General features: G+C 42.8%; 17 protein-coding genes. 12 read left to right on the plus strand and 5 right to left on the minus strand.

Translation table 11 applies throughout. The features are described from left to right. Nucleotides 1–42: 42 nt before the first annotated feature. Nucleotides 43–489, minus strand: a complete 447-nt coding sequence (locus EKQ44_RS17945; protein WP_237664926.1) for a GNAT family N-acetyltransferase — start codon at nt 487–489, stop codon at nt 43–45. Between the two features lie 157 nt (nt 490–646). Between EKQ44_RS17945 and EKQ44_RS17950 the strand changes: the two genes are divergently transcribed. The 3 genes from EKQ44_RS17950 to EKQ44_RS17960 all read left to right on the plus strand — a co-directional run bounded on the left by EKQ44_RS17950 (nt 647) and on the right by EKQ44_RS17960 (nt 3,168). Next, nucleotides 647–1,084 (plus strand): Lrp/AsnC family transcriptional regulator, encoded by a 438-nt coding sequence (locus tag EKQ44_RS17950; protein WP_237664927.1) that lies wholly within the window; start codon nt 647–649, stop codon nt 1,082–1,084. Between the two features lie 243 nt (nt 1,085–1,327). Further along, nucleotides 1,328–2,617, plus strand: coding sequence for a hypothetical protein (locus tag EKQ44_RS17955; RefSeq protein ID WP_237664928.1), 1,290 nt, complete (start codon nt 1,328–1,330; stop codon nt 2,615–2,617). Further along, nucleotides 2,614–3,168: a hypothetical protein gene (locus EKQ44_RS17960; protein WP_237664929.1), complete on the plus strand. Its 555-nt coding sequence runs from the start codon at nt 2,614–2,616 to the stop codon at nt 3,166–3,168. Before EKQ44_RS17955 ends, EKQ44_RS17960 begins: the two co-directional genes overlap by 4 nt. Before the next feature lie 79 nt (nt 3,169–3,247). On the opposite strand, the gene EKQ44_RS17965 is transcribed toward EKQ44_RS17960, so the two are convergent. Beyond that, nucleotides 3,248–4,117: a cation diffusion facilitator family transporter gene (locus EKQ44_RS17965; protein WP_237664930.1), complete on the minus strand. Its 870-nt coding sequence runs from the start codon at nt 4,115–4,117 to the stop codon at nt 3,248–3,250. A gap of 164 nt (nt 4,118–4,281) precedes the next feature. Continuing rightward, nucleotides 4,282–4,548 (minus strand): hypothetical protein, encoded by a 267-nt coding sequence (locus EKQ44_RS17970; RefSeq protein WP_237664931.1) that lies wholly within the window; start codon nt 4,546–4,548, stop codon nt 4,282–4,284. 187 nt (nt 4,549–4,735) lie between these two features. Here EKQ44_RS17970 and EKQ44_RS17975 point away from each other — a divergent pair, with 187 nt between their 5' ends. The 5 genes from EKQ44_RS17975 (at nt 4,736) to EKQ44_RS17995 (ending at nt 8,939) form a co-directional block, all read left to right on the plus strand. Beyond that, nucleotides 4,736–5,371 (plus strand): hypothetical protein, encoded by a 636-nt coding sequence (locus tag EKQ44_RS17975; protein WP_237664932.1) that lies wholly within the window; start codon nt 4,736–4,738, stop codon nt 5,369–5,371. 135 nt (nt 5,372–5,506) lie between these two features. Beyond that, on the plus strand, nt 5,507–5,749 hold the full coding sequence (locus EKQ44_RS17980) for a hypothetical protein (protein ID WP_237664933.1): 243 nt from the start codon (nt 5,507–5,509) through the stop codon (nt 5,747–5,749). Nucleotides 5,750–5,852: 103 nt separating this feature from the next. Further along, nucleotides 5,853–6,035, plus strand: coding sequence for a hypothetical protein (locus tag EKQ44_RS17985; RefSeq protein ID WP_237664934.1), 183 nt, complete (start codon nt 5,853–5,855; stop codon nt 6,033–6,035). A gap of 420 nt (nt 6,036–6,455) precedes the next feature. Next, nucleotides 6,456–6,869 carry a VOC family protein gene (locus tag EKQ44_RS17990; protein ID WP_237664975.1) on the plus strand — a complete coding sequence of 138 codons (414 nt, stop codon included), beginning with the start codon at nt 6,456–6,458 and terminating at the stop codon, nt 6,867–6,869. Nucleotides 6,870–7,715: 846 nt separating this feature from the next. After that, a complete protein-coding gene (locus EKQ44_RS17995) occupies nt 7,716–8,939 on the plus strand; it encodes an MFS transporter (protein ID WP_237664935.1) in 1,224 nt (407 codons plus the stop codon). Nucleotides 8,940–9,186: 247 nt separating this feature from the next. Here EKQ44_RS17995 and EKQ44_RS18000 read toward each other — a convergent pair whose 3' ends face one another. Next, the gene (locus EKQ44_RS18000) at nt 9,187–9,864 is read right to left on the minus strand and encodes a CPBP family intramembrane glutamic endopeptidase (RefSeq protein WP_237664976.1); all 678 of its coding nucleotides are present in this window, start codon (nt 9,862–9,864) and stop codon (nt 9,187–9,189) included. A 91-nt stretch (nt 9,865–9,955) separates the two neighbouring features. On the opposite strand from EKQ44_RS18000, the gene EKQ44_RS18005 reads away from it, so the two are divergent. Next, nucleotides 9,956–10,696 (plus strand): MerR family transcriptional regulator, encoded by a 741-nt coding sequence (locus EKQ44_RS18005; protein ID WP_237664936.1) that lies wholly within the window; start codon nt 9,956–9,958, stop codon nt 10,694–10,696. Nucleotides 10,697–10,786: 90 nt separating this feature from the next. After that, complete coding sequence (locus EKQ44_RS18010) at nt 10,787–12,181, plus strand: VanZ family protein (protein ID WP_237664937.1); 1,395 nt, start codon at nt 10,787–10,789, stop codon at nt 12,179–12,181. 297 nt (nt 12,182–12,478) lie between these two features. On the opposite strand, the gene EKQ44_RS18015 is transcribed toward EKQ44_RS18010, so the two are convergent. Next, nucleotides 12,479–13,051, minus strand: coding sequence for a TetR/AcrR family transcriptional regulator (locus EKQ44_RS18015; protein WP_237664938.1), 573 nt, complete (start codon nt 13,049–13,051; stop codon nt 12,479–12,481). 260 nt (nt 13,052–13,311) lie between these two features. Between EKQ44_RS18015 and EKQ44_RS18020 the strand changes: the two genes are divergently transcribed. Next, entirely contained in the window at nt 13,312–15,255 is a 1,944-nt protein-coding gene (locus tag EKQ44_RS18020; RefSeq protein WP_237664977.1) for an efflux RND transporter permease subunit, read from the plus strand. Next, nucleotides 15,255–17,060: a YhgE/Pip domain-containing protein gene (locus tag EKQ44_RS18025; protein ID WP_237664939.1), complete on the plus strand. Its 1,806-nt coding sequence runs from the start codon at nt 15,255–15,257 to the stop codon at nt 17,058–17,060. The genes EKQ44_RS18020 and EKQ44_RS18025 overlap by 1 nt, the downstream gene beginning before the upstream one ends. The last annotated feature ends 30 nt before the right edge of the window (nt 17,061–17,090 follow it).

Here is a 17,090-nt window from a genome sequence, read left to right on the forward strand (position 1 = left end):
TGTTGCGCTTTTTCTGTGGGCAGGAAAAAAACGAGACAAAAATCACTCTTTAAGTTCCAAATAATAATGATAAAACTCCTCGTCCTTCTTATAACCATTTCTCTCATATAATCGCTGTGCCCCTTCATTGTCTGGGGTAGTTTCTAATGTAATACTTTTAGCATCAGTCTCACGGGCGAAATCCTGTGCTTTTTGTAAAAGCTTTTCTCCGACTCCTTGATTTCTAGCTTTTGCATCTACAAACATATCATTTAATATCCATGCGCTTTTCATGGAGATGGATGAAAAGGTAGGGTAAAGTTGGGTGAATCCGACGTCTTCATCGCTTATTTTTGCAACGAATATCACCGAATCCTCGTTTTCTAAACGACTTTTTATGAAGGTTTTAGCCCCTTCTAGATCGGATATTTGCTTATAAAAAATGCGATACTTGTTAAATAATTGTGAAACGCCTTCTAGATCTTTTGAGGTAGCTTGATAGATTTCCATTTTAGATATTCTCTCCCTTGCTTCAGGTTAGTTATATTTTATAGGGAGAATGGTTTTCTTTACATAAACTTTTGAAGGTTATCTGCAAAAGTTGCCTGCTATTTTATTATAATAAAAGGTAATTACCTTAATTTTTACGGCTGTGGAGGGAAGTAGCTTGGATGAGATAGATCAGAATATACTTAAACATCTTCAGGAAAATGCAAGGATATCCATGACGGAACTAGGAAAGAGGGTTGGGCTTTCCACCCCAGCAACAAATGAGCGGGTGAAAAAGCTTGAAGATAAAGAAGTGATAAAAGGATACAGGGCTATCATCGACCCTGAAAAACTAAATAAAAATGTAACAGCCTACATTCTATTTGATACAAAACAAGGGAAGAAATTCAGGGATTTTTGCAAAGAGCATCCGATCGTAATAGAGTGCCATAGACTGGCTGGCCAATACAGTTATTTAGTGAAGGTGGTTGCGGAATCAGTGAAGATACTTGAGGAATTCATTGATGCTACATTGCCTTTTGGCGAGCCGTCTACTTTGATAAAATTATCTTCTGTGGTGGAATTTAAGTCTCTAACTAATGATCTTAAGACCTGATTTTACTTGGAGTTGTTTAAAAGGGAACCTCCCCATACTCCTATATTTGCTGGAGGAATGCTTTGTTCCCTTAATGTTTCGCGAAAACCAGTACATATTCCTCATTGAGAAGTAAATTTTATGAATATTTAGTTAATTATAACTATTGTTAATTTACTGTAAGATAAAGTAAAATATTTCTAATCTTGTATAAAGCTTCTAAGAGTCATTTTACATATAAAAAAATTATAAGGAGGTTGGAAAATGAAAAAGAAGTTTCCTGTTGCTTTTGGATTATGGTCTTTAGTGATTGTCTTGTTGATGAGCACAACGTTTAATGTATCAGCAAGCGAAAAGAGTCCAGCAAATGGGGAGAAAGCAGAGTATGAAGGATGGTTAACAGAGGTCGCGGACACGAGAAACCTAGATATCACCCCAGTTGTTACTGGTCAGATCTTGGACTATGGCGGGGGACAAGCAGCGAAAAATGCTGCTGTGTATCTTCAGGCATGGCCTAGTTCAGAGAAACTTGGTTCGATGAAAGAAGGTGACACGTTTGAACTCGTTCCGATTGCTAAAACCGTAACAGATTCGAATGGATATTTTAAGCTTAGTATTGACCCAAGTATAGACATATCTGATTTATGGTCTGAAGACGGAACGATGGATGTCGACATCGTTGCTTGGACAGAGTCAGGAACGGTAACCTATAGCTTTAGTATCGAACCCACACAAAAGGACAGTGAAAATAATCCTTTTGGAGCGCAAGTTGACCACACTACTGGTAAGATAGTCAATTCAATCGGTGTTAATTTGCAATTGAACAATCCGTCAGCTTCCACAGTAGAAGGAGAAGAAGTAGTCTCTGAAATGGATACGGGACTTTACACAGAAGTGGGAAATACTTCATTACCAGCAGACTTTTCAAATGGCTGTCCAACCACAGGTACTAAATTGGTTCAAAATTTAGGAGATCGATTGGTGAATGTAGGCTCCATTCATACTGCAACAAGTGGAAAGAATATGAAATTTACGTATTCTGGAAGTGCTTCAAGTACTTTGGGTGTCGGTATTTCCGCTTCTGGTAAATATGGATCGTTTAGTTCAAGTGGTACAGTTACCAGATCAAGAAGCAATACGACTACGTGGCCTTGGTACACGTCAGCCACGTCACGTCATCTGGATACGTACTTCTCATATGGAAAATATTGCACGACAACTCGTAGCCCAGGCCCAAGTTTTTCTTGGTCTGTGAGGCCAATTAAACATGAAGGGGGAACGAATCATCGAAGCGTAAGTGTTCCTTCCACATCCAGTAGTTACTGTGTACCATACAGATCGGCTGGAAGTGGCGGAGAAAAGGCGAGTACAAAAACTATAACATGGTCTAATGGCGCTAAGCTTAGCGGAGCAATTGGCATTGACTTGTCCAGCCAAACCGGCTACACAACGAATGCCAAAATAGAATATGTATTTAAAACCGCTGGCAGACTATGCGGTACACATGATAAACCAAATGGGTCCCCGAAACGCTTGGTGATGAGGTCGTTATGATTCGAGTAAAGTCCCTCTTATTGCTCACCTTCCTTTTATTCATCAGTGGATGCACGAACTCAAATCCAGTCGGAAGCAGTTTGAATCTTGGCGAGACACCGGGAATGGACTGTGTACCTGGAGGGGATGGAGTGAGCAGAATGTTTGGGGATACATTTCTCATTCATGAGGGAGAAGGGGAAATCACAATTACTGATATCTCTTTGGTAAATGCTGATGGCCTGGAACTTAAAGAGGCGGTTCTGGTAAAGCTCAACCCTGATGAAGCGCTTCTAGGATTTGGTGAGTGGCCACCAACAGACACCCCAGAATTTCCACTGCCGGAGAATTGGGATGATCGAATTGAAGCGGTTGATGCGAAAATTCAACCAAATGATAAATGGAATCTTGTATTTGCCTTAACTTCCACTTCCCCTGATACTGGTTCAGCTGATGCAGTTAAGATTGAATACAAGGACTCTGCAGGAAAAACCTTTGAGCAAGAAACACTTATTCGCTATTTTATTACTTCCAGTAAGTGCGAGGAAGTTTTAAAGACTAACCCTCTGTAGAGTATAAAAGACAGTTCCCTTTATAGGGGGGAACTGTCTTTGTCTTGGTAAGAGCCTAGAAATATGAGAGGGTAAGTAATCAATTCGGCTCCACATGTACATGAACATCATGAACACCGTGCTCCAACATCAAAATCGTTTCTACACGGGTTGCGATATCATGTGCTTCTACAATGTCCAGTGTGGATTTTACAAGGATGACGACATCGATGACTTCGTTGTTTCCGTAGTTACGACCGCGTATCTCCTTTACACCTTTTACCCCAGGGAGCTGGGTGATGATAGACTCATAGTGTTGTATTTTCTTTTCATCAAACCCATCAGATAGCTCATGCGAAGCTTCACGAAAAATTCCCCATGCGGTTTTAACTATCAATAGTCCAACAAGGATGGCTGTCAAGGTATCCAACCAAGGCATACCAAGCTGCGAGCCGACTATTCCGATTGCCGCCCCGATACTTACCCAGGCGTCGGAGATATTATCTTTTGCCGCGGCCATCACGGACTTACTGTTTATTTTCAGCGCAAGCTTTTTGTTATAACGGTATACCAAATACATGACGACAGCGGAAAACAAAGCAACATAGGCTGCCAACACATTTGGCGCTTCCTTGCCACCTTCAAACATGGAGCGGAAAGCATCTAAAACGACTTGAATGCCGACTACGGCCATAATAAAAGAAGCGATCATGGCAGCGATGGTCTCACTTTTCCAATGGCCATAGCCATGATCTTTATCTGGAGGTCTCTGCGAAAGTTTGAGTCCTATAAGCACTGCGAGAGATGCGATGATATCGGTTGTATTGTTGAGTCCATCCGCCTTCAAGGCAGCTGAATTGGTCATAAAACCAACCACTAGCTTTAAAATGGACAGACATATGTATGCGACAATGCTGATGATTGCTCCGCGTTCCCCTAATTTAAGGTTATTATATTTTTCTTGTTCCATGGTTTTCCTCCCTGATTTGCACTTACATATAATAGCAAGCAGCAATCGAGTGGGTCTAGAGCAACCTTTTTGCCCTATGGTATATGAATGGGAGGCTTGCAAATAAGTTGCACAAGGTCAAAGGGAGGGGCACTTCGACCCAGTGGGTCAAGGTGCCTCTCCCTTTAGCCTTCCAGTATACTCTCCTTGCCATTAAATAGGACGATGATCTGTGTACGGCGCCTCCGCGCCAACCTGTATTGATGGAGAGTTTGAAAAAGGTAATAGAAAAGAAAGTAAAGGACTGCGATTCCGTTTAGGGTAAGTCGGAATAGTAGCATGGGAAGTGGTTCAACCAATCCACTCATCAAAAAAGAAATCACCCAGCACCCTACCAATATCCAGAAACCAATCCAATATCCAAAGGTCCCGCTCTTCTTAAGCTGTTCCATCCTGCACCTCCAGATGTAATATGCAACGTGATGTCGTTACAAAGCGTATGTGAGGTGGACGGTGAATAGAACGGGGAGGGAGGTGGATCTTATTTACAAGCAAAGACCTTGTTCTAGGTGGAGGAATGTGGAAAAATGTAGAAGTATGATAGGTTAATTGTTTTTAAAATAGGAGGGGCTAAATTATATGAAGAAGTGGAAGGCCATTCTTTATTTTAGCGTTGCCATGAGTATGCTTGCAGGCTGCGCTACGGATGTAAACGAGAATGCCAACAATACTGGTGCACCAACTGTTGGTGAATCAGAAAATGAAGCAGCGAATGAGGGTACAACCGGGCATGAAAAGGAGGAGGCATCAGAAGAAGAGCCTCAACACAGTGATAGGAATGAAGCAGAGTCTGAAAGGGAGGACCAATCCCCCTTATCCGACTACTCCAGTGAACAAATCGAGTATGCTCGAGTTTGGATGCAGCTGGGACCTAATCAGGACGTAGATGGATTATATGTAGAACAGATTCCTGCTGGGACAAAGCTAGATCCGGAAGGTGATATAGAGGTTACTTACCCGGAGGATGTGATTCAGATAACAGGTAGCAGATTAGTAGATGGAATCGTTACATATAGTGGAAACGGGGACGGGACGATTTATGTTTACGAGATTCCACGCCGCTGGTATGGTGGCATGGCCCCGCCAAAGGATTTAGATAAAGAGAAAGTTCGTGAAGACATGGAGACCATTTTGGCTAACAAGGAACTTGTGTATGTAGAGCCGGGGGAAGATGCGGAAGTCCTTAGGTTGATAGAGAAGTTGCAGCTTCCATAGTTCTTTAGCAGCCAATTGTAAGGTGCACGGCATAAAACGAACAAAAGGGAATATATAGTATCTTATGGAATGGTAGGTGGAGGGATCCGTTAGCGCCAGGTTGTTCAATTAATTTTGGAGTGGAGTGATCATAAGTTGAGTAAAAAAGCGCTCAAGTTTGCGGCCCTGATTTGTTTTGTTGTATGTGTGATTCTTTGGGTGCCAAATGTGTTGCTGGAGGTTGCTAGTCCCTTTTGGATGTTGACCTTCCTAATAGGACCAATCGGCCTTGCATTAGGACTTGTGGGCAAGCATTATTTCTTGGCGATACTAAATTTTATCATGACCTTCAGCTTCTTTTGGATCATGGCCATTGGGTATTATTTTCTAGGGCCATAAGGACGATTTTTGTTCCATGCGTTTTCGCTTATTAATTTTTGACAGGTAATGCATATATCTTTTCTTCTTTTTCATACTAAGAATGGAAAAGGAGGGATTAGTAATGGCAAAACGTAATGGCAAGACGGACGCTGAACAAAAAAATAAAAAGGGATTCGACTCCAGTCAGACGGATTCGGAGTTCTCCAAAGAAATGGGCAGTGCGGCTGCTAATAAAGCTCACAAAGAAAAAGCCAAGGAAGAAAAGGCGTCCAAGAATCAAGGGGAATGGAATGGGATGAACTAACTATATTCTGATTCTCTAAAGAAAGTGAAGAAATAGGAAAAGGACGGCACGTATGCTCCATAAAGTTATGGAAGCGGAAGTGCCGTCCTTTTTTAAGGAGGAGATGGGTCGGAGGCTATCCTTACGAAACCTTAAATGCCCAGATAGATGGTGGACCTGGCGGAGTCACGGATTTCTATGTCTAGTGCGATGTTTTCGTTGACGGTGTTTTGGCCGAAGATTTCAACGAGGTCGCTGGTTTGGAAATTTTCAACTATTCACCTCTCTCTCTTCTACTATTCTATGGAAGTCTAGTAAAAAGGTTCGGGTATTTAATAGAGAAGATAGATTTTTAATAAAAAAGTGCTTTTTACCAGTGTCTATTATTAGAACATTCGGATAAAATAAAGTTGTACATATTAAATACTTGGGGTGAAGATGATGTCAGTAGATGTTTATCTTGTATTTGACGGAAATTGTAGGGAAGCAGTCGAATTTTATGCGAAGGTTTTTCAAACAGAAACACCGCAGATTATGACGTTTGGGGAAAGCCCACAGCATCCCGATTACCCACTTCCAGCGGAGGCCAAAGAACGCATCATGCATACCCGCCTTTCCGTTGACGGAAGCAATGTCATGTTCTCTGATACCTTCCCGGGGCAGGAATATATCCAAGGCAACAATGTCACATTGGCTCTGGTAAGCCACAACATGGATGATTTGAAATCGTGGTTTGAGCAATTAAAAGATGGCGGCAAGGTAGATATGGAACTGCAAGAAACCTTCTGGAGCAAGCTTTACGGCCAAGTGACGGATAAGTTTGGTGTGCATTGGCAAGTGAATTATGGAGAGTAATAAGTCTACTTAGAATGTATTCTAAACTGGATAAAGGGAATTAAAAAAGATGGTACTTTGCAGGTGGAGGCGGGGTACCGTTTTTTTGAAAAATGAGTCAAGACGTGAAACTTTGTGTGAGAGTCTGGGAGGAAAGTTACAGACATTGAAGTATGAGCTGGCTAAATATAAATCTTAACACCTATTCTAAACAAGTTAGCGGATTGGTAAAATGAATCTGGTTTTGAACGTCAATAGAATAAAGGATGCCAGATAATAAATGAACTTTATCGAAACTATTTATTTTGTAATTGGGACATTTATATTTATTAATTTTTTCTTTGCTCTCTTCTATTTAATTAGCAGAAGTGCAAGTGACAGGTTATTTGACGGGTTGTGTAAGTACTCGGATTGCTTAGGATCTTTGTTCATTTTAACACTTTTGGGATTAACGTATTTTGTAGCAATGTTTATTTATGATCGTTTCAATTGGTTTGTAGCGCGTCTGTTGATGCTTTTATATGCCGCATTATTATTTATTTCATTTTTTATCTTTTTAATCATGATAGATGCTTAACGGTTGATATTAGGGAGAGCACGCTGATCCAATTGGGGTCCGGTGTGCCTGTCTCCATTTCTATGTGCGACTTCGCAGTTTATTGACGGAGTCGTTTTTTGTTTGGGTTTTATAGCTTTGCTTGTATTGGGTGTAATTTGGACGGTAAGTGTGAAGGAATTATCCTCCTACATCTAAAGTCGTAACTCTCCCAACAAAAAGCAGTAATCAAACTTCATTCCTTTGATGAATGTTGCCAATTTCTTCTTCATCTATGATTAAAGTATCAAAAGTGGAGAGGGAGACCAGCAATGAACAGTTTATATAGGGATAGAAGGTTTCGGTTTATTATTTTGGCAAATGTGGCATCAGCGATTGGGAGCGGGATCACGATGATTGCGATACCGTGGCTGTTGGTGACGAGCGAGAATGGGAATGAAGTGTTTGGCTATGTGGCCATATGCATGACAATCATCAACTTCGTGCTTACGCCATACTTGGGTTATTTAATTGATAAAATTTCTAGGAAGAAAATGATTGTAAGCAGTAAGGTGATCAGTCTCATCGCTTTGGCTATTTTTTCAGGAATCGGGTTCATTGGGATGGATTATGAGCTTTGGCATTACATCGTCATTTACATGATTGGGAGTCTTTATTACACGATTTTTTACCCGACGATGTTTGCTTTAAATCAGGAACTATTTCATAAAAATCAATTTAAGGTCCTGAATGGCACAATGGAGGTTCAGGGGCAGTTATCAAGCATGCTTGCTGGTGCTATTGCCAGTATTCTTTTATTGAAATGGGATCTGCATTACATTTTACTTTTAGATGTCTTTACGTACGCACTTGCCGTTTACTTTTTCGTGAAAATTCCTTATTTGAGGAAGCCTTCTGACAGAGTACCTTCCGTAGGGTCAAAGGTGACTGCATCCGCGGCCATTGATTTTATGAAAAGCAAACCAGGTGTGTTCCTGTTTCTGCTGGCTTCATCCTTGCCGTTTATCGGTGTGATGCTCACCAATTATCTGTTCCCGGTCTATTTGGCAGATGTGTTGAAAGTAGAGGGGAATATATACGGGATCCAGGGGATGGTATATGGATTGGGGGCTGTGCTGGCTGGGATTTTTGTTCCGATTGCCGCCAGGAAATTCGAGGATGAGAAGCTAATTGCAGCAGCCATGGTTCTCTTTACGATAGCTCTATTTGTGATGGTGTATCTGTCTGTTGGGGGCTATCTCATCATGATGTTATTCATCGCCATCGGAAACAGTGGGGCAAGGGTTGCGCGGAATGCCTTCATGATGGAGCGGATTCCAAATGAGATCATCGGAAGGGTCGATGGTTTGTTGAGAGCAGTTGGGCTTTTATTGCGAATTGTGTTGTTGGGGTTGTTCACAGGGCTGGTTTCCATGGGGCAGATTCTGTTGTGTTTTTCCATTCTGGCAGGGTTACTCATGGTCGCTTCGGTTTATGTGGTCGTATTTTCGCGGAAAAGCGTGGAAGTTGGTGGTCGGGAGGTCGTGAAAGTATAAAAGGAGCCAAGATGAGTGGCTCCTTTTGTTTTGAGTGGAGGCGACGAGGTGATTTATCAACCAACTCATGAATTTATCAACCACTTTTTGTGGTTTATCAACCAACTCATGAATTTATCAACCACTTTTTGTGGTTTATCAACCAACTTTCGAATTTATCAACCACTTTAGGCAATATAAATGCCATTCGACCGTTTTCGACAAAAGTCCTTCCTCAACTCATGGGCTGGACCGTCGTGCTGTCCCCTCATCCCACCACCGTCAACATCACCGCCAGCCCATTAAATACTCCATGAATAATCATCGCCGGAATAACGGAACCAGATTTCTCATAGGTCCACGCAAAAATCATCCCAGAAATAAAGTTGACCGGCAGGGTGTTATAGGTCGGGATGTGAACCACGGTGAAAATGAGGGAACTCCCTATTAAACCAGCCCACACACCCCACCTGCCGCGTAACCACTTATATAAAAATCCTCGATAAAAGATTTCCTCATAGATGGGGGAAACACCGGCGGCGGAAAGAAAGGCGATGGTGAATGTGAACCAGGTGATCTGCTCTTTCAAGGATTCGGTCTTGCTGTTGTCGACGCCGATTCCAAAAATGTCCATCACAATTAACAGTAGAATACTAGAAACAATCAATACCCCGGTCCACACCGGGATCCATTTCCAATAGCTTTTCCTAAAGGAGCGGAGGCCGACTTCCTCCCAGCCCAATTGATGTGGTTTGAGGGCAATCAGGTATACACTAAGTGTGAAGATAATGGACATGATGAAACCAGTCATGGTGCCTGCGTAGAGTGTGTTCTCGAACGCTTGCAGTAAAAATCGGTGTAACCAGAACTCAATAAAGATCGGTACGAAAACGAGTGCCATCAAGAGTAACAGGATTAATTCTCTCAAATTCCATTTTGTGTTCATTTCCAATGTGATTTCCTCCAGATATTTTGTATGATAGATGTAGGATAAATGGTGACGTTACGTAACCTGCAAGTAGTTTAGGGGGGATTATATGAATTATTTTTCATCGGGGGAAGTAGCGAAGAAGTTGGGAGTTTCCTTGCGAACGATACGTTATTATGACGATATTGGATTGGTGGAGCCGACAAGTAAGGATGATAGTGGAAGGCGGTTGTATACGGCAGAGGATATCCTGCAGCTTCAAAAAGTAATGCTATTGAAGGAAACTTCCATGCCACTGAAGGACATTCAGAATATCTTGAATCAGATCACGATGGAGCGGATTCTTCTTTTACATAAGGAAAAATTGGGGAAGTTACTTGAGCAGTTAAAGCTGTCGCTAGATCACACACATTCTCTGTTAAACATGATCAAGCTTGAAAAGGACATACAATGGGAGCATCTTGTCCCTTTGCTGGGAGAGGACTTAGAAAAGAAACGCCAGCAGCGATCGGCAGCAATGGAAATGGTATTCAGCGGGAAGGAGCAAGCGGTTTTGCAAGAGAACCTGCCTAAGATGGAAGACAATCCGATGAAAGTGGCGAAGTGGATCAATATCATCAAGCGGATTGAGCTTTGCATTGCGGAGGGGAAAGTGCCGGAATCACCACAGGGCCAATTGATCGCCGAAGATGTGATGATTTTGTCTCGGGAAACCTTCGGGGGAGATGACGAGTTGGCGGAGAAGTTCTGGGATGTGAGGAGATCGGAAGAAGCGTCTAATGGGTTGGGGTTTTATCCAGTGAAGCAGGAAGTGTTGGAGTTTTTGGAGAGGGCGATGGAGGGGAAATAGAAAATTGAGTAGCAGAACTTTTTTCATATAGTTTCGTCTATTGATTGTAGGAGATACATACATAACGCGCAGGGGTTAGGGAGAGAGAGAATGAGATTAGAAGAAATCACGGGAATACTTAGTCGGTATTTCGAGCTGGCATTGATTGCCGTCGTAGTATTAGGGGCCATATTAGTAATCGGATATTTTGTTGTATATCGAAAACTAATGGGTGGAAAGAAGCGGCTCTCTATAAAAAGTTGGCTCGTTGGAGGGATGTTTACGGGCTACATCATCATGGTATTGGGTGTAACGTTCCTGAGCAGGGGGCCAGGATTCGAAAACGAGATGAATCTCTCGTTGTTTTATAGTTATCGAGATGCATGGCATGGCTTTAGTGTTCGGCATTGGCAGTTTGTGATATTGAATATTGTGATGTTTGTTCCTTTGGGAATTCTTTTACCACTGCTACATCCTCGTTTTAAAAAGGCTGGATGGACGATAGGTGCTGCGTTCTTATTTACTCTTTTTATTGAAAGCACCCAGTTTGTAACGAAGTTTGGTAGATTTGTAGTGGATGATCTGTTTAATAATTTTATCGGTGGCATCATCGGGTATGGCATATGCATGGGTATTATGAGGTTGAAAGAGAGGCGAGTAAAACCGGCCATTCTGAATTTTATGCCATTGTTATTAGTAGTGGCCATGTTTGGCGGGTTATTCGGTTATTATCATTTGAAAGAGTTCGGGAACCTCGCCATTGTGCCGGCAATGAAGGCGGATATGAGTGATGCCTATATAACGACAGATGTAGAGTTTGATGATAGGAAAGCGACTTCTACCGTTTATAAGGCCCCGTTTTATACACAAAAAGAGGGGGATGCTTTCGTTTTAGATTTTTTCGAAAAAATGGATATTGATACTTCTAATTTGGAAACTATCTATTATCAAAATGAAGGTGTCTATACGGTAAGAGATAGCGGTTCTCACTATATATGGTTCTATGGGATTGGTGGAAGTTATCGTTATTCGGACTGGTCAGCCTATGGTGAAAGTGCAGAGCCAAAAGAAGTTGAAGAGGATGACCTTAGAGAAATCGTGGAGGACTTTGGAATTGATTTGCCGGCTGAAGCTACTTTTAAGCAAGTAGAAGATAGTGGCCATTATAATTTTACGGTAGACAAACTGACTCAAGGAAATCAGCTAATTGATGGTACTTTGACGATTGGTTTCTATAGCGACGATACAATAAAAGTAATAGATAACAATCTCGTCACTTATGACAAAGTGCGAGATAAAGAAATTAAGAGCGAAAAGGACGCGTACGAGCAGATTTTGAAGGGGAACTTCCAACACTTTTCTCCAGACAGAAAAGTAACTAGCCTTCATGTTTACGACGTGACTATAAGCTACTTTTTGGACTCAAAAGGGTATTATCAACCAGTCTATGCTTTCTATAGTGAGTTGGATGGGGAAGAAGTGACTATTTTGGTTCCCGGGATTTGACTGGGGGCCAATGAGATGCAGTTGTTTTGAAAAAAACAGCTGTGTTTTTTTGTTTGATACTGACCACGGATGATTTATCAACCACTTTTGCATGTTTATCATCCAACTTTTGAATTTATCAACCACTTTTGCATGTTTATCAACCAACTTTTGAATTTATCAACCACTTTAGCGTGTTTATCAACCAACTTTGAGTTTTATCAACCACTTTAACCAATATAAATGCCATTCGACAACTCTCGTCAATTGATGCAAACGTTATTTACTCCAGTAACCGCCTCCCCACGAGAAACTGGGTCAGCGTGCGGCCTGTCCCCTCAACCCGCGGTTTAAAAATTCATTCAACAGCCCCGCCATCTCCCTAGGTGTTTTGTTCATCCCGCTCTCCAACCAGTTCTTAATCATATAAATACTTCCACTCACAAAGAATATACTTAAGTATTCAAAGGTTTCAGCATCTACTTGTTTACTTGGAATAAAATTCTTCAAAATGTATTCCTTTGCGATCATCATGCCTTTTTTCTGGAATTGCACTTCGGTATTTTCGCTCAACAGAATGCAACAAATATCACTTTTTGATGCGATGTACTCAAAGATCTTCTCGGTCATTTGGTATGCCTCGTCTTCTTTGGAGAAGTTATATTGGTTAAGCGTTTTGACCATGTCCTCGGTGAATTCGTCGTCAATGGAATCCAGCAGGTCGTATTGGCTGGAATAGTGGGCATAAAAGGTGGAGCGGTTTATATCCGCCTTTGTACATATTTCTTTTATAGTAATGCTCGCAATGGATTTCTCCTTAAGTAAATCAAGTAAACTTTCCTTCAGTACCATGCGTGTGTACTGCTTTCTTCTGTCCATCTTTTCACTCATCTTCCGCACAACCTTTCATTAAGCAACACAATAGAATGATTTGTTGTGTATCTGACATCCCGAACACAACTGTCTGTTGAATAGCCAACACCGTGTCTAATATAATAATAAGATGTAAAGAGGAAAGACACAAGAGAGGATGAACAACCATAAATATCGCATCACGTATTATTAAACATAAAAAGGCTGTCCTGATTGTCTTTGCGTTGGTGACCATCATCTCGACCGTGGCGCAGTTTTTTGTCTCGGTCAATTATAATATGGTAGATTATCTGCCCGAGGATGCCCAGTCGACCAAGGCGATGGAAATCATGGAAAAAGAATTCACCGGTTCTGTTCCGGATACGAGGGTCATGGTGACCGATGTATCCATTCAGGAAGCCGTTTCGTATAAAGAAAGACTAGAGGCTATCGATGGCGTGGCAGAAGTGATCTGGCTCGATGATGTGGTCGATTTGAAGACGCCACTCGAAATGGCGAACACAGAAATGGTGGAAACCTACTACAAAAATGAGAATGCCCTGTTTTCCATCAGCGTCCGCAGTGGGGATGAGGTGGCGATCACGGATGCCATTTATGAAGTGATTGGAGACAATGGCGCGATTGCCGGGGAAGCGATCAATACGGCGACCTCACAGAAAATGGCGGGGAACGAATCAATGTATGCGGCCATGCTGCTTGTGCCGATCATCATTTTCATCCTGATCATCTCCACGACCTCATGGGTGGAGCCGATTTTCTTCCTGACCGCCATTGGGGTGTCCGTGTTGATCAACTTAGGAACCAACATCTTTATCGGAGAGGTTTCCTTTGTGACGCAGTCAGTTGCACCAATCTTGCAGCTCGCGGTGTCACTTGATTATGCGGTGTTTCTCTTGCACAGTTTTGCGGAATATCGTCAAAAGACAAACAATCCGGAAGAGGCCATGGAGCTTGCGATGAAAAAATCGTTCCCGGCCATCACGGCAAGTGCGGCGACAACATTCTTCGGATTTATTGCCCTTACTTTCATGGAATTTGAAATTGGTTCTGATCTTGGATTGAACCTGGTGAAAGGGATTGTCTTGAGCTTTATCAGTGTTATGGTATTTTTACCGGCATTGACCTTGTTCTTTTATAAATGGATGGATAAAACGCAGCACAAAAGTTTTATCCCAAGCTTTGAGGGGATTGGGAACTTCGTGGTGAAGTTAAGGGTTCCTAGTTTACTCATCGTCCTCGCATTATTGGTACCGGCGTTCCTTGCGCAGACGAATACCTCTTTTACATATGGATTTGGTGAACTGCCAGACCATACGAGAGCGGGTTCGGATTATAAGCGTATCAATGAATCCTTTGGGGAAGTCACGCCGATTGTACTCTTGGTGCCAAAGGGTGAGGTGGCCAAAGAGGAGGAGCTTGTTGCGGAAATCGAGGCTATGGATTATGTCACAAGTGTGGTGTCCTACGTTAACATGGTGGACCCGGTGATTCCGCCGGAGTACCTGGATGAAGAAGTGCGGAATGAATTTTATTCGGAAAATTACAGCCGGATCGTTATCAACACCAACCAGGCGACAGAAGGGGATATTCCTTTTGCCATTGTGGAAAATGTGGATACAGCAGCATCGGACTATTATGGGGATTCAGCGCTCAGCCTTGGGGAGAGCGTGACCTTGTATGATATAAAAAATACAGTCACCAAGGATAATATTCTTGTCAATGTGCTGACGGTCGTGACGATTGCGATTGTATTATTGATTGGTTTCCGGTCGATTTCCATACCGGTTGTGCTGTTGTTGACGATTCAGTCTGCTGTATGGATTAACCTGTCGATACCGTATTTTACGGAAACTTCCCTCGTGTTTGTGGGGTACCTCATCATTAGTACGGTGCAGCTAGCCGCAACCGTGGACTATGGAATTCTATTTACCGAGGCCTACACGCATCATCGCAAGGAGATGTCTGCGAGAAAGGCCATCATCAAAACGCTGGACGAGAAGACCTTCTCGATTTCGATATCGGCAGCGATTTTATCGAGTGTCGGGTTTATTTTATGGATCACCTCTTCAAACCCGATTGTCGGTTCCATCGGATTGTTGCTGGGAAGAGGGGCGCTGCTGGCGTTTATCATGGTACTATTCTTCCTGCCGGCGATGCTGCTTGTGTGTGATAAATTCATCAAAAAAACAACCTATAAGTCCAATTTTAAAGAGGAGAAGTGATGATGAGAAAGAAAAAACTACTTTATGCTGCACTTGCCGGAATGATTTTCTTGCCTTCATTTCTTGGCAATGCGAGTGGGGTTCTGGCGGAGGATCAGAAGAATGTCCGGTCCAAGGAAGAGGTCGTGTATGCCACGTTGAAGGCAAACGGGGACCTCGGACCGATCTATGTCGTGAATACCCTTGAGGTGGCAAAGGCAGGGGAAATCCTGGATTTTGGAAACTATAAAACGGTTAAAAACCTAACGGATAGAACAGAGCTACAGCAAGAAGGCGAACGGGTTGTAGCGGATGTGGAACAGGAAGGAAAGTTCTACTACCAAGGGGACTTGGAAGAAGGGACAGAACTGCCTTGGGATGTGACGGTAACCTACCTTTTGGATGGACGTAAAATGGATCCTGCCGACCTTGCGGGAGAAACTGGTCATGTAGAGATACAAGTGGAGACGAAAGCCAACAAGAGTGTGGATAACGATTTTTATGAAAATTACTTGCTACAGGTATCCCTGACGCTGCCGAATACCTACCAGAATATCGAAGCATCCCCTGGTGGCATGCAGGCGAATGCCGGGAAAAATAAACAAATCACGTTTACTGTGATGCCTGGAAAAGAAGAGCAGCTTATCGTTGAAGCTGATGTTGAAAATTTTGAGTTCAATGGTGTGGAAATCGCCGCAGTCCCATCCAGCCTTCCGATCGATACAACGGGAACGGAAGGAATGACCGATGATATGGCGGAATTGTCTGATGCGATCGGGCAATTAAATGATGGGGTTTCTGATTTGCAGGACGGCGTTTCGCAGTTGAATGACGGTGCTGGGAAGCTTCGAGATGGTTCAGGAACATATAAAAATGGCATTAACCAGCTGAATGGGTCCTCCTCAGAGTTGGTTGGCGCTTCTGCATCTATAAAAGAAGCATTGGGAACGATCAACCGTGAGCTTTCCGGTGGTGCGGCCGACGTTGATTTAAGCAGTTTGACTCAATTGCCTGCAGGGTTGCGTGAGCTTGCCAAAGGTATGAATGATACGGCCGACGGACTTGCTTCTTTACAGAAAAACTATGGAGCGGCATATGCTGCACTAGATGGTGCGATCACAGAAATTCCTGCAGGGGAACTATCCGAAGCAGAGATTGCCTCGTTATATGAAAGCGGGGCAGATCCTGCCGTTGTGGATAAGTTGGCAGCTAATTACGCAGCTGCTCAGAAAGTGAAAGGTACTTATGCACAGGTTCGGGAAGCATTTGCTGCAGTGGAACCAACGCTTACACAGGTCGATGGAGCTGTAAGAGGGATGAGCGGCACGTTGACAACGATTGCCGATGAGCTATCTGCTTCCTTAAAGGAAACGGACCTGAGTGGGTTTGCTGAACTTGTGAAAGGGATGGAAACATTAGCCGCGAATTATAATCAGTTCCATTCCGGGCTTGTGAGCTATACGAATGGTGTTGGCGAGCTATCCACATCCTATTCACAACTCCACAGTGGTTTGGTTGGTTTGACGGATGGTACGAGTGAGTTGTCATCTGGAGTGGATGAATTGTCTAATGGAACTGAGGAATTACATTCCGAAACGAAAGACCTGCCTGAGAAAATGCAAGCCGAAATCGACAAAATGATTCAAGAATTCGATAAATCGGACTTCAAGCCGGTATCGTTTGTTTCTGAGGAAAATGAGAAAGTTACTTCCGTTCAGTTTGTGATCAAGACCGAAGCGATTAAGATGGAAGAAAAGAAAACGAAGGAAGCGGAACCTGAGAAGAAGAAGGGGTTCTGGACTTTGTTGAAAGAGTTGTTTAACTAAAAAAAGGGAGGTTTCTACTGGTACACAGAA

This window comes from Sutcliffiella horikoshii (assembly GCF_021991925.1).
Lineage (GTDB): Bacteria > Bacillota > Bacilli > Bacillales > Bacillaceae_I > Sutcliffiella_A > Sutcliffiella_A horikoshii_F.